10 protein-coding genes and 1 pseudogene are annotated in these 13,059 nt (G+C 52.7%); 7 read left to right on the top strand and 4 right to left on the bottom strand.

What is annotated here, in order from left to right; genetic code table 11:
* Positions 1 to 280 precede the first annotated feature (280 nt).
* Both HBN68_RS02380 and glnK read right to left on the bottom strand, forming a co-directional pair.
* On the bottom strand, positions 281 to 1,618 hold the full coding sequence (locus HBN68_RS02380) for an ammonium transporter (RefSeq protein ID WP_094991852.1): 1,338 nt from the start codon (positions 1,616 to 1,618) through the stop codon (positions 281 to 283).
* 34 nt (positions 1,619 to 1,652) lie between these two features.
* Positions 1,653 to 1,991, bottom strand: a complete 339-nt coding sequence (glnK, locus tag HBN68_RS02375; RefSeq protein WP_002555808.1) for a P-II family nitrogen regulator — start codon at positions 1,989 to 1,991, stop codon at positions 1,653 to 1,655.
* Positions 1,992 to 2,406: 415 nt separating this feature from the next.
* On the opposite strand from glnK, the gene HBN68_RS02370 reads away from it, so the two are divergent.
* From HBN68_RS02370 to HBN68_RS02340, 7 genes and pseudogenes are all read left to right on the top strand, one after another.
* Positions 2,407 to 2,667: an accessory factor UbiK family protein gene (locus HBN68_RS02370; protein ID WP_094991851.1), complete on the top strand. Its 261-nt coding sequence runs from the start codon at positions 2,407 to 2,409 to the stop codon at positions 2,665 to 2,667.
* A 100-nt stretch (positions 2,668 to 2,767) separates the two neighbouring features.
* Positions 2,768 to 2,974 (top strand): annotated as a pseudogene (locus tag HBN68_RS02365) (magnesium chelatase domain-containing protein); the annotation flags it as partial.
* An 822-nt stretch (positions 2,975 to 3,796) separates the two neighbouring features.
* Positions 3,797 to 4,693: a hypothetical protein gene (locus HBN68_RS02360; RefSeq protein ID WP_038451954.1), complete on the top strand. Its 897-nt coding sequence runs from the start codon at positions 3,797 to 3,799 to the stop codon at positions 4,691 to 4,693.
* The gene (locus HBN68_RS02355) at positions 4,680 to 6,551 is read left to right on the top strand and encodes a hypothetical protein (protein WP_169962417.1); all 1,872 of its coding nucleotides are present in this window, start codon (positions 4,680 to 4,682) and stop codon (positions 6,549 to 6,551) included. The genes HBN68_RS02360 and HBN68_RS02355 overlap by 14 nt, the downstream gene beginning before the upstream one ends.
* On the top strand, positions 6,548 to 7,486 hold the full coding sequence (locus HBN68_RS02350) for a hypothetical protein (protein ID WP_038451958.1): 939 nt from the start codon (positions 6,548 to 6,550) through the stop codon (positions 7,484 to 7,486). Before HBN68_RS02355 ends, HBN68_RS02350 begins: the two co-directional genes overlap by 4 nt.
* The gene (locus HBN68_RS02345) at positions 7,476 to 8,558 is read left to right on the top strand and encodes a hypothetical protein (RefSeq protein WP_038451961.1); all 1,083 of its coding nucleotides are present in this window, start codon (positions 7,476 to 7,478) and stop codon (positions 8,556 to 8,558) included. Before HBN68_RS02350 ends, HBN68_RS02345 begins: the two co-directional genes overlap by 11 nt.
* 128 nt (positions 8,559 to 8,686) lie before the next feature.
* A complete protein-coding gene (locus HBN68_RS02340) occupies positions 8,687 to 9,589 on the top strand; it encodes an FRG domain-containing protein (protein WP_169962415.1) in 903 nt (300 codons plus the stop codon).
* A gap of 255 nt (positions 9,590 to 9,844) precedes the next feature.
* Here the strand turns inward: HBN68_RS02340 and HBN68_RS02335 are convergent, their stop codons facing one another.
* Both HBN68_RS02335 and HBN68_RS02330 read right to left on the bottom strand, forming a co-directional pair.
* Positions 9,845 to 11,098, bottom strand: a complete 1,254-nt coding sequence (locus tag HBN68_RS02335) for a DNA-processing protein DprA (RefSeq protein ID WP_169962413.1) — start codon at positions 11,096 to 11,098, stop codon at positions 9,845 to 9,847.
* Positions 11,095 to 12,351, bottom strand: coding sequence for an HAD family hydrolase (locus HBN68_RS02330; protein WP_038451965.1), 1,257 nt, complete (start codon positions 12,349 to 12,351; stop codon positions 11,095 to 11,097). The genes HBN68_RS02335 and HBN68_RS02330 overlap by 4 nt, the downstream gene beginning before the upstream one ends.
* Positions 12,352 to 13,059 lie beyond the last annotated feature (708 nt).

Below are 13,059 nucleotides of genomic sequence, written 5' to 3'. Positions count from 1 at the left end.
CACGGGGCTCGGTACGCTGACCTTGAAAGCATGAGGAGATGATCCGTGCCTTCGTGACTCCCGGGCGCTTAACTCCGCCCTTCGGCGCGCATTCTAGCGTGCTGAAGAAAAAAGCAAAGCAGCTAATAGTCGAGTTGTGATGTAAGTGTTCGTCTTACATTTCATCGTAGATCTGATAACTGCATAAAGGTGTAGGAAAAATCATTCTCTTGATGCGAATAGCGCCACATTACGGACAAAAAAATACCCGGCAGGCCGGGTATTTTTTTCGTGAGGCGGTCTACAAGTTATAGCCTCGCTCGTTGTGTTGCGCCAGGTCGAGGCCGACTGCTTCCTCTTCCTCCGTCACACGCAGGCCCATCACGGCATCCAGTACTTTGAGAATGATGAAGGTCACTATTGCGGTGTAGATGACGGTAAATGCCACGCCTTTGCATTGAATCCAGACTTGTGCAGCGACGTCAGTCACGGTGCCAAAACCGCCCAGAGCCGGGGCTGCAAACACGCCGGTAAGGATGGCGCCGACAATACCGCCCACGCCGTGCACGCCAAAGGCGTCCAGCGAATCGTCATAGCCCAGCTTGCGCTTGAGGCTGGTGGCGCAGAAGAAGCAGATCACGCCCGACGCCAGACCAATCACGATCGAGCCCATTGGGCCTACGGTGCCTGCTGCGGGGGTAATGGCCACCAGCCCGGCGACCACGCCCGACGCAATGCCCAGCGCACTCGGCTTGCCATGGGTAATCCATTCGGCAAACATCCAGCCCAGTGCAGCGGCAGCGGTTGCAATCTGTGTCACCAGCATCGCCATGCCCGCTGTGCCGTTAGCGGCTGCCGCAGAGCCTGCGTTAAAGCCGAACCAGCCGATCCACAGCATGGCTGCGCCGACCAGGGTGTAACCCAGGTTATGCGGTGCCATGGGGGTGGTCGGGTAGCCTTTACGCTTGCCGAGCACAATGCACGCCACCAGGCCCGCGATACCGGCGTTGATATGCACCACAGTGCCGCCGGCGAAATCGAGCACGCCCCAGTCCCACATCAGACCGCCGTTGCCGCTCCACACCATGTGCGCGATGGGCGCATACACCAGGGTGAACCACACGCCCATGAAGATCAGCATGGCCGAGAACTTCATGCGTTCAGCGAAAGCGCCGACGATCAGCGCCGGAGTGATGATGGCGAAGGTCATCTGGAAGGTGATGAAAACAGCTTCCGGGAACAGCGCCGTAGACGACGTCAGGCTGTCTGGCGTGACACCTGCGAGGAACGCTTTGCCAAAGCCGCCGATGAACGAGTTGAAATTGGTGACGCCCTGCTCCATGCCCGTGGTGTCGAACGTGATGCTGTAGCCATAAATGACCCACAGAATGCTGATCAGACCCGTAATGGCGAAGCACTGCATCATCACAGAAAGAAGGTTTTTGGAGCGCACCATGCCGCCGTAGAACAGCGCCAGGCCGGGAATGGTCATAAACAGCACCAAAGCCGTTGCGGTCAGCATCCAGGCGGTATCGCCGGAATTGAGGACTGGAGCTGCCACTTCGTCTGCCGCCACGGCCAGGCCGGGCATTACGACAGACAACAGGGCTCCGAGCCCTGCGAATTTACGCAGAGTCATAGTGTTTTCTCCTGGGGCGTTGGGGTTTGGCGGCTTAGATGGCGTCGGTATCGGTTTCGCCGGTACGGATGCGAATCGCCTGTTCCAGATTGACCACAAATATCTTGCCGTCACCGATCTTGCCGGTGTTGGCAGCCTTGGTTATCGCCTCGATAACCCGATCAAGATCTTTGTCGTCGATGGCGACATCAATCTTCACCTTTGGCAGAAAATCGACCACGTATTCCGCGCCGCGGTACAGCTCGGTATGGCCTTTCTGCCGGCCGAAGCCTTTGACCTCAGTAACGGTAATGCCCTGCACGCCGATCTCGGACAGCGACTCGCGCACGTCGTCTAACTTGAACGGCTTGATAATGGCGGTGACTAGCTTCATGAAACTTCTCCCGAATTGGTGGACTTGCCCCAGGAAAACAAACCCGGCCCAAGTCTAAGCGCAGTGTCTGGCTTTGTAACGCGTCGTCAGCCCTCATCAGGCCGTTCAACTTGAGTTAACCGCGGGTGACGAAAACATCCTTGAACCACCTGCCGCACTGCCTTCGTCACAGCGACTGCATCAGTGCATGAGTCATCACCGTCTAAGCAGAAACCTTGCCATGTCTGGAAAATCCAGCAATTACAGAGGGTTATCGCGCGTACAGGAAAGAGGGCCGGATTAAGCGCGGAATTTGTGCACGAAAACAGTGCGCAGGAGGTGGATGGCATGCTCAACAAATGTGCAATGCCCCCGTCGCCGTAAGGGGTGAAACCCCGTGATACACTCGCCGCCATCAGTTTTAAGGACCAATCCCATGCTCGCGCCCAAAGATTTTCTCGATGCCCTGAGTGGCCAGGCTTCACGTTTGTTCAGTGGCGACACGGCTTTGCCGCGTAACGAAATCGAAAGCCAGTTCAAAGCCCTGTTGCAAAGCGGCTTCAGCAAGCTGGATCTGGTCAGTCGCGAAGAGTTCGACAGCCAGATGGTGGTACTGGCGCGCACCCGTGCCCGCCTTGAAACGCTGGAAGCCAAAGTGGCCGAGATGGAAGCCCGTTTGCTGCCGCCTGCGGAGTAAGTGAGTCGCTACGCGCATTCACATCCCGTATCCATTGAGTCCCTCCCCTTGATCGTCAATTCGCGCAGGATGCGCTTTTTGCCCACTCAAGGAACGAGTCATGTCTCTGGCGATTGTTCACAGCCGTGCCCAAGTCGGCGTCGAGGCGCCTGTCGTTACCGTCGAAGCGCATCTGGCCAATGGCTTGCCCGCGTTGACGCTGGTCGGTTTACCCGAAACCGCCGTCAAGGAAAGCAAGGACCGGGTGCGCAGTGCGATCCTCAATTCCGGCTTTGACTTTCCGGCTCGCCGTATCACGCTTAACGTCTAAAGGTCAACGATAAGGGGTATGGACACGGTCTGGAGTCCGTACGTAGCGGCCCTAACCATCGGAGGTATGGACGTCCATAGCTACGACGATGTCCACGCTGATTTCTGTAGTATTGAAATAGCCTATCCGCATCGCGTCCGGCGACGTCGCCGAGTGCTAGATAGAACTTCGAGACGAACAGTGAGCTGTGCCCGATGCGCATGAGCCGTACATGCAGGGGTGTCCGCTGTCACCTACAGCAGTCTCGCAATATTGGAAAAGGGTAGCCACTGATCCTAAAGCTCTGTCGGTGCATGCTCCCAAGCCAGCGCTGCCTGCATAGAGACGTCCATTTTGCGGCGACACGATGTAAGATCGAATGTCGAGCGGATGAGCTGCACATGATCCACAATCCCGTTTTCTGTTTCCTTTCACCACGACATTTGATAAGCCCCTTACCGAATATCCGAGATAAATGTTGCTCCTCCTGAAAGCCCAATGACGGGCGCGCGAAAAAACGTCTGGTACCGGGTGTACTGGCTAGGCGCTCGATACGGTTCGTTGGCGATGCGAGCCGCAAATAACTTAACGCTTGTCGCGGACGATCTGCCCGGCACTGGAGAGAGCGCCAGAGCACGCCCCTCAATAAGGCTCATGGACGCTTCAGTGGCATTTTGTTAGCCTCGACGCACATCCGAGATGTCCGGTTATGGCGCACTTTCAGGGATCGTCTATGCACGCAGGCATCTGGAGAGTAGGCCCGCTTCAGGGGCACGATACGGGCACCGGCACAAAAATCAGAGCACCTCGAACTGCAGCGAGGAGAAAGGGAGATCAACGTTGCGTGCCGACACCCAAATTCAAGAGATTCTCGCGAAATGCGACATCCTCAAGCGCGCTACCCTTTGGCCGTCAGAACCAGTCCTACGCCCAAGAGCATGGCTTGAGAATTTTGAAGAGCCCGACATTTACATCGCGGCGTTCCTCTTAGACAAGTTTACTTTCTACAACAGAACGCTGACCGATGCATTGTTGGTGGCGTCCTACCAATCAATCGGAGACGGCATGCCAAAAGGGCCTGCCTCTCCCAGTAGCATGGATCTAGTGGCTAGCCTCGATACCGCCATTATCACCCCAGTAAAGGGTGAACATCCTAACCCCACTGACTCTGGCTATCTTGTATGTCGTAAAGCTCGGCAGCTTTTAAGGCTGAACGACACTTTTATCCAAGATACAGACATAGCCATCCAGCACGCCTATGACGGAAAAACCGTTGTTTTCCTTGACGACTTCGTTGGTTCCGGCGATCAGTTCTTGACGACATGGAAAACCGAGGATAGCTCTGGACGGTCATTTGCGAAAGCTAATTCCATTTCGCAGTTCACCGCCATATACGTCACCCTGGTCACTACTGACTTTGGATTAAAAAACATTCATGACAATGCACCTACCGTCGCGGTTTGCGCGACTCACGTGCTTGACAAGCGATCAACGCTAGAGGGTGTCCTCGAATCCAACCCTAATATGCGATCTCCTATCCTGAAGTTTTTGGCAAAATACTCTTCAAAACTAAATCCAGCCGAGCAATACATAGCCAACTGCCAAAATTACCTCATGTTTGGCTACAAGAATAGAGGCCTTATGTTTGGCTTCGAGCACTCCATACCTGACGCCACACTGCCAATATTTTGGGCACCAGGACAAGACAGCTGGGAGCCACTAATTGAACGATCTTAATCCAAATTCGGTTTTGCAGCAGCTGTTCGGGGACAATCGAGCCGAATGGCCATCGGCCAACTTCAAACAGCTATTTGTCACGCCAACATATTTAGGCAAGCTGGAAGTCATGCGCCCATGCTTTCTGGTAGGTGGTCGTGGCACCGGCAAGACTACTGCACTTCAATCGCTCCGTTACGATTCAATGCTGGAGCGAATTGAAGATGACGGGCAGACGTTCGCAGACCAAGAATATTTAGGCGTCCTAGTTCGGATGAACAAGAACAGGGTTCGCGCGTTCATAGGTAGCGGCCTGAGTGAAGAAATGTGGTCAAAATTCTTTGCTCATTACTTTAATTTGGTAGCATGCAGCGAGCTAGCAAATCTAGCGTCCTGGCTAGAGCTTAGGTTACTCTCGAAAATCTCTGCGGAGAGCCTAAGCATCATTTCGAACGAACTAGGCCTCGCCGATTGCGAGACCCTAGATGAGCTAAAGAGCTCGATCAAAAAGGCCATTTCCACGCTTCAGCTCCAAGTTAACAATCCGGCCAAGGATATGGGGATTATATTATCCATAGCTGAATCTCCTCTCCGTACGTTCGCGGAGACTCTGAGAACAGAAGGGTTGTTGGGTGAGAGAGTCGTATTCTGCTGTATCGACGAATACGAAAATTTGCTGGACTACCAGCAGGCGATATTAAACACGTACATCAAGCACGCAGAACCTCCCCTGTCATATAAAGTTGGAGTTAGGAAGAACGGGCTGCGAAATCGACAGACTCTTGATGGCCAGGACGTTCTACGCGTACCTGACGATTGCCTCGAAATTGAGATAGCTGACGAAGGATTCGATTTTTTTGCTAAGGCTGTAGCTGAGCTTAGGCTGAGGTACGCTCAGAGCGTTGGGGTGAACGTATCTGCTAACCTACGGGAATTCCTTGAGGAGCTATCAATTTCTGAAGAAGCCATCGTATTAGGAGCCGACCGTATAGCGTCAAACGCGCTGGCAGAGCTCGCCGGTCATAAACACTTAGATTTTTTGAAGCAGAAATCTCCTGGCGAGCTTTATTTCCTTAAATATTGGCAAGAAAGTGAAGGCGGATCGATACAAGATTTAGCAACAGAATGGTTTGACAATGAAACCGAGTGGAAAACCCGGTTAGGCAATCATGGTTATGCGAGTCTTTTTTGGCTATCAAAGGGTCGGAAAGGAGCGAGAATTCGAAAATACTACTGCGGCGAAAGGACAATGCTGTCCTTGGCGGCGGGTAACATCAGGTATTTTTTGGAGCTGATCGATACTGCTATCGGATACCAATTAGATGATCAGCCGACCAAAGGTGCCAGCCTTAAAATATCTGCTAAATCGCAAACGCTGGCAGCCCGCGAGGTTGGCAAGAGAAGGCTCAACCAACTTGAAGGCCTGGCAGACCATGGCGTCCAACTCAAAAGAATCGTGCTGGCTATAGGTAAGGTGTTCTTTGAATTAGCTCGTTCCCCTAGCGGTAAAACACCAGAAGTGACTTCATTTGTTCTGTCCGGAAGCCAAGCCGATTCCTCAAAAATCGACAGCTTGCTTCAAGAAGGCGTAGGGCATTTAGCATTTGAGTCCGACCCTCGAACCAAGTCTACTAGTAGCGTAGAACTACGAGACGACGAGTATCGATTACATCGAATTTTCAGTGCATTCTTCGAAATATCACATCGCAAGAAGCGGCGGATGACAATAGAGGCATCTACACTACTGAGCGTATTGGAGGATCGCCCTGCCCGTGCCATTTCTTCTCTACTGGACGAGAGGCCACAAACTACGGAAGAAGAACTTCCCGAGCAGCTTGCTCTTTTCTCTGCCTTCTATGAAGAAGGTCAGCCAAAATGATCAGCATGCCCATGCCCCCGCTTCACACGAAAAGATTTAGAGATATAACTTTAGCTGACATTCGCCCGAATGAATTGATAATTTCGGCGGCAGACTCTGGAGAAAATAGAGACAGGCTCAAACTGTGGGAAGAGCTTCAACTGTCTAATCCCGAGCGCATCATCTCAATCAAGGGCGTTGACAAAGAATGCATTTTGGTCAACCACAACGGCACACAAACTTCTGTCTCTTTGAGGGATGAAGAGGCTTTAGAAAAAATACTTTTCTCAAAAGAAATCCTGATCGATGTTACTGGCCTAACGCATAATATATGGGCTCCATTGTTAAAGAGCGCATATATCCATGGAGTCAGGACTAGAGTCCTCTACGCCGAGCCTGAATCGTATACACCTCATCCCAGCCCCGCTTCTTCGGCTTTTTTTGACCTAAGCGTCACCTTTGAAGGTCTGGCGCCTCTGCCCGGCTTCGTACAGTTGTCAGGCCCGGATGACGAAGACCGCTGCCTGTTCATCGCGATGCTGGGCTTCGAGGGTAATCGCCCGGAGCATTTAGCCGCACAGCTAGAACCTAGGCCCAAAGTCATTCCAGTCGTCGGAGTGCCAGGTTTCCAACTCGAATATCCTGCATTTACCGTCGGATGCAACAGGATGTTTTTAGACGAATACAGAGCCCACTCTGAGGTAAGATATGCACGGGCCAGCTGTCCCTTCGAGGCATTCAAAGCACTGACCGAAATCCATCGGGACTACCCAGATCACTACATTTACTTAGCCTTGGTCGGCACCAAGCCGCATGCCATAGGCTCCATCCTGTTTGCTATCAAACATGCCGATACTACAGAGATAATGTTCGACTACCCGGTGAAGAAAAGCGGACGAACCTCCGGCATTGGTATCGTCCATGTGTACGATTTTGAGGACTTTCATGCCTATTGATATGGATAGGTACTACACCCCGGAGAACGTCGCGATCCAAGCTTTGGAGCGGGGGAGCTTCCTCTCGACACCAATGGTCTGCGCGGACTCCACATGCGGATCGGGCAGGCTGCTTGATGCAGCCAATACCGTCTTCGGCTCCGTGCGGTCTATAGGAATAGACCGGGATGTAGAAGCAATTTCGCAATTACGCTTGAGAAGACCGGATTGGCAGTTGTCGGTCGCGGACTTGCTGTGTCATGAGAGTATCGATGTAGCCCGTGAGCGGCAGGCGATTGATCTCCTTGTTCTTAACCCCCCGTTTAGCCACGGAAAAAGGAAATTCGTCGACATCCAATTCGCTGGCAAGGAGATGACTGGGAGCATCGCCATGGCGCATGTCCTACGCAGCTTTGAGATTTTCAGGCCTAAGCTCGGAGCCGTCGTAGTTGCACCTGAATCACTCCTATACTCTGAGACAGATCAGCTCGCCCGGCAGACGCTCGAAGAGAGCTATCGGATCGAAAAAATCGCAGATTTACAACGCTGCACATTTCGAGGCGCCCGAGTGCAAGCATCGGTCGTGCAGATCAGCCCCGGCCCACAGTGCCTTCAGCAGGTAAGTATCGTTCGTAACAATGGAGTTATTCATGCTTCTCTTGTCCGAGGCAGCCTCCCAGTTCATTTACGAAATTTCGATCCTGCTGGAGTGCCATTTATTCACTCAACTGACTTGCGCCAAGTGGCAACCGGTGGGAGCGTGCAACATCTCACCAAGACTTCTAAGTTGGGAAAAGGTCGGATAAAGGGCTGGGTCATTCTTATTCCCAGAGTGGGCCTTCCGGAGGCCCAGATGATAACTGTAGTTAAACTCCCAGAGGAAGTGCAGCTTTCCGATTGCGTGATAGCTTTGAAGTTCTCTACTAAAGCGAACGCCTTGATGGCTCAAACCAGAGTTCGCTCTCGGTGGACAGAGCTCCGAGAACTCTATCGAGGAACAGGCGCACGGTATACCACCATGGCCAGATTGAGCTTATGGCTTTCAATGATTGGTGTGGAAGCTCAGCCGATCGGCAAAGAGAGTTGCACATGAGGGGGTTGGTGACGGGCTCATGCCCCCAAGAATCTTTGGTTTCGTATTGATAGCAGTCAAGCGCGCTATCAAGCTGCTCGTGAAACTTCAGATGGCGCTTTCAAGAATCGAAGTATTTAGAGGCTAATTTGAAAACCTACACAGCTAGAACGCTCGTAGATTTCGTCGGCATCATTGATAGCTTGAAATCTGAAGAACCCAACTCACTGTGGTTTCGCGGCCAATCAGATGCCAGTTACCAGCTAATACCTGGAGCGCTTCGGAATATCCACCAGTCTCACGACCACCTTGGCCGCGAAATTGATGACACCGCAGTGAGAATAAGCAGTGGAGGCGTCTTCTCTGGCCCTAATTCCGAAAAAATGCTGCAGGACTTCAAGCAACTAGGCAGGCCATTCCTGGAGCAGCAACCCACGAATGAGTTTGAGTGGATGTTCATTGCTCAGCATCACGGCTTGCCGACGAGGCTGCTCGACTGGTCTACCAACGCCCTAGTGGCACTGTATTTTGCCGCCCAAGGCGCTAAAGTGCGCGACGGCGATGGCACTGCTGAATGCCAGCGTTTTGAAGAAGACAACTTCAGTGAGGAAGGCTTCGCGGTTTTTGCTATAGAACCGACGAAGATCAATGAGAAAACGATTTTGCTGCCCAAGACGATTGATATCGCGTCAGATGCCGAATTTTGGGACAGGTACATCAATCCTTTTGAAAAAGATATAACTACGCTACCGATATGCATCACCGCCCCCCACATGACAACCCGAATTAGGGCCCAGAGTGGCACATTCACCCTTCATGGTGCACAGATCGCAGCACTTGACTACTACAACGATTTACAGGATCTCATCTCAAAGATTTTCATTCCCTACACGTCAACCAAAGCAATCCTGACCAGCTTGGCGAAATTAGGCATCAACGAAAGCTTCATCTATCCTAGTCTTGATTCGGTTGCCAACGACATCACCAAGGCAGCCAATCTGACCTACGCTAACGCACGAAGCAGAAAGTCTGATAGACGTCCCGCTCGTTGAACCTGAGTCTGCGGTAGGTACTGGCGCTGTATTCTGACGCGCCTTCCGGACAGTACTCTCAAAGTATGGTCTCCTGTAATCGCCGGCAGCGCCTCTACGTAATACATAACGATATGAATGTATCGGCGAAACCGCACGATCTGTGCGTCAGCGCCCCAAATCTGCACTGATATGATCAGTCAACCATGGCATATATGGAGGCGCCACTCGAAGACCATTTTTCGACGAGTAAAAAGACGCGATATTGAGCCAGCCCTACAATAGCTTCTGCTGGACGGTCAGGTCTGCTTTAGGGTCAGAGGTAGTGTCGGCCTTGCATGTACTGCCGGAAGCCTCTTGCGTTTGACCTATCTGATCGGAGCTACCTGGCTCAGACCTTCCTCCATCGTCTTCGCTTTGAGAGTCGGATTGATCGTGACGGATTCCTTCAGCCGGCGCAGCACATGAATGCAGGTTATCAAGACTGCTTTTGGAAAGGCCATCGCCCTTAAGCATCGAGGATGCTTGCTCTCTTCCCTCATCGTCATCAAGGGGCATTTCCTCTTCCAAATCCTCAAGCACGCTTACAGGTGCGTAGACCAGTCGGGGATAGTCTTCCTTTGCCCGCAACACGATTACTTTCGAAAGCCTACTGATATGACACTTAAGCAAGTTGGCGCGATCGATGTCCGCGTCCGAATTCGCAATCATCAGATTCGCCTGGATCTTCGGCTCATTAGCCAGTTCGTCTGCAGTGGTTGGGTACGGCACAGCCAACCAACGCTCGTAATCCAGCGCAGCTCTGGAGGCGTGGAGGCTGCCTCCCTTTAGGTCAGATTGGATCATCACGACGCCTTGAGAGAGCCCTGCTTGTATGCGATCGCGCTTCACGAACTGGGCGGGCAAAGCTCCCTGTCCAAAGCGGTACTCGGAAACTAAAGCGCCTCCACTGTTCAGTATCTCTTCAGCCAGCTTTCGGTGCTGCGACGGAGCAACGGTTTGCAATCCGTGAGCCAGCACTGCGACGGTGTGTCCACCAGCCTCGATGGCAGCTCGATGAGCTATCCCGTCGCATCCCAGAGCCAGCCCACTCACCACGCTCCAATGCTGGCCGCAAAAGAAATCGGTGATTCGGCGAGTGATCATCTCGCCATGTTTCGTAGGCTGTCGGGTGCCAATGATCGCTACGGACTTTTCAGGGGTTTTGAATAGAGCGCCTTTGACGAAAAGGATAAAGGGATCGTCCTTGGTGGCGGAAAGCAACGCTGGATAGCCTTCATCCAGAGCACTGATGATGTACGCACCTGCCTTCTCAGCCGCGTCGCGCTGCTTCTGCGCAAGCTCTTGAGCTAGTTCCCATGCACTGGGGACAGCAACCGCCTTGGCTATCGCAGGTATTCTCTGCGATAGCTCAATGATTGGAGCAGACACCAAGCCATGAGATACAACCCGTCGAAGGGTTGCAGGGCCCACCCCGGACAACATGGATAAGGCGAGCATTTTTTGGGTTGAAGGCGAAATCGTGATCATTGGGTATTAATGGCCTTTGTCAGTGAAAGGCACGTAACCTGCCTGGCCCCGGCTGCCATTAAATATTTCCTAGCGTAAATGAGTGAAGCCCCTGTGGTGGCGACGTCATCAATAACTATCACATGCTTATTCTCGTAGCCAGATCCTGCTATGACCTCTAGATGATTCCTAACGTTCTCAATCCTCTGCTCCTTGTTCAAGCCCTCGCCGTGGTGAGAGAGCACTCCCTCGCGATATCGCATGAGGTCAGGAGTGAACGACACCCCAGCATTCACAAGTGCTCTCTGAGCATGGGCAGTCGATAGCTGGGTTAGCATGGCCTCCAAGCGCCTGGTTCTGCCCGGCTTTGCGGGTACAACGGTCACTACGAGGGAGTTACCGAAGGTGAGATGCGGATTTCTCCGCACCAAATTCTGGAGGAAAGCGCCTATGGCCACTACCCAATAATCAGGAACGACCAAGGCATTCTTCATGGCATGGATATCGTTGGTGACTTGGTGCCAAACCGCACGGTTTTGCGCCTGCGTGGAGAAATGCCGACCTAGATAATGGATATCATGCTTCAGTCGCTCGTGATCGAAAGCGCCGAATTTCTCGATGCGCGCGAAAGGATGGCGGTTCGGAATGGGGGCACACGCGGTCTGCTGCAGCCTCTCTGCCACGGGCAGGTAAGACATGTGGGAATCTAGCGTGGTCTGTAAATCGGCAGCGCTACTAATGATTGCGTCAGGCATTCTTTCCAAAGCCTTCCAATCATCTCTGCGACGTGGGGCTGGCGTTCTTGGCCAAGTGGTGGTGTCAAGAATGACTTGGCAACCTGAATCGTAGGCGGCTCGTATATCCACGGGTGAATCCCCCACCATCCAAACATTACTGGGATCGGGAATATTGAACCTTGCCATAACCCTACGAATACCCTCTCCGCTTGGCTTGGGTTGAGGAGTGTCCTCGAACGCCAGGAGGAAGTCCCAAGCCAGCCCGGGATAGGCTAGATCCAGCAGGGTTTCGGCGTAATGCCTTGGCGATCTCGTAAAAACACCAATCCGGACGCCAGGGTATCTGGCACGCAGGATTATGATGGCGAAAGCAGAATAGACACATCGGCCAGGATCTTGACGGTAAGCGGCACGGAGATCATCCACATACTGCTGCGACTGCCTGCCCAGAAACTGCTGACCACGGAATCTCTGCTCCAGGTCACCGGTGCGGATGAGCGTGTCATCCAGATCGAAAATCAAAAGCTGTACCGCCATGCTGTCGTCCTTGATACGTTGCGATTTCAAGACAACTAGCACGAAAAAAAAATGTCGGCAACATCAATTTGCCACCAGGTAGTCCTCTTCATAATTTCGGAGAGCTCTCCAGAAAAGGAAACGCCCTGGGCGCGCTTGTTAACGCTCTAGTTAGGTAACGACGACCAACTCTTTGCGAGTCTTAGGTCTTTCATACATACCAACTAAGTCTGCCATACGGTCTGGCATCATCTGTCTAACGAGCGTGACAGCTTCCGAGTATCAAGCTTGATAAGCGGGCGCGAATGGCTTGATTTTCTTCCGGAATTCCTCGACGGATTTCTCGTCACCTTTCGCTGCCTTGGTCAGATCTTCTGAGCAGTTTTTCCTTGCCGATGATCATGGCGCGTAAGGATTGCTCAGCCCAGGCGCCTAATCAATGAGCGAGTCCAGATCTTTCCGGAACTTCTCCAAATTCGATATCGTCATTCCGTGCTCCTATCGACTTTAACGGCAGGCCAGGGCATCCGAGGCAGGGTAATTGCAAATTAGCTGCACAGCTAGTGGGCGGATGAAGCGAACTGATCCTACCGACCGGACGCTGCGCTTGGTCATCCCACGCAACTACCACCAGGCCAGTCAGAGCGCGCCTGGTAGAGTTACGTAGCTCTCCCATAGGCCCTTTTGCCTGCACCCCCACCTTGGCAGGCAAAAAAGTACAGAAGCCGC

Origin of the sequence: Pseudomonas sp. WS 5078, from assembly GCF_012985745.1 — a bacterium.
Taxonomy (GTDB): domain Bacteria; phylum Pseudomonadota; class Gammaproteobacteria; order Pseudomonadales; family Pseudomonadaceae; genus Aquipseudomonas; species Aquipseudomonas lundensis_A.
The sequence above is the reverse complement of the archived record's forward strand: the minus strand, read 5'-3'. Positions and strand labels throughout refer to the sequence as shown.

Bases quoted from the DNA above. Each gene is read 5' to 3' on its own strand.
- HBN68_RS02380 (WP_094991852.1), bottom strand. From the start codon at position 1,618: ATGACTCTGCGTAAATTCGCAGGGCTCGGAGCCCTGTTGTCTGTCGTA.
- glnK (WP_002555808.1), bottom strand. From the start codon at position 1,991: ATGAAGCTAGTCACCGCCATTATCAAGCCGTTCAAGTTAGACGACGTG.
- HBN68_RS02370 (WP_094991851.1), top strand. From the start codon at position 2,407: ATGCTCGCGCCCAAAGATTTTCTCGATGCCCTGAGTGGCCAGGCTTCA.
- HBN68_RS02350 (WP_038451958.1), top strand. From the start codon at position 6,548: ATGATCAGCATGCCCATGCCCCCGCTTCACACGAAAAGATTTAGAGAT.
- HBN68_RS02345 (WP_038451961.1), top strand. From the start codon at position 7,476: ATGCCTATTGATATGGATAGGTACTACACCCCGGAGAACGTCGCGATC.
- HBN68_RS02335 (WP_169962413.1), bottom strand. From the start codon at position 11,098: ATGATCACGATTTCGCCTTCAACCCAAAAAATGCTCGCCTTATCCATG.
- HBN68_RS02330 (WP_038451965.1), bottom strand. From the start codon at position 12,351: ATGGCGGTACAGCTTTTGATTTTCGATCTGGATGACACGCTCATCCGC.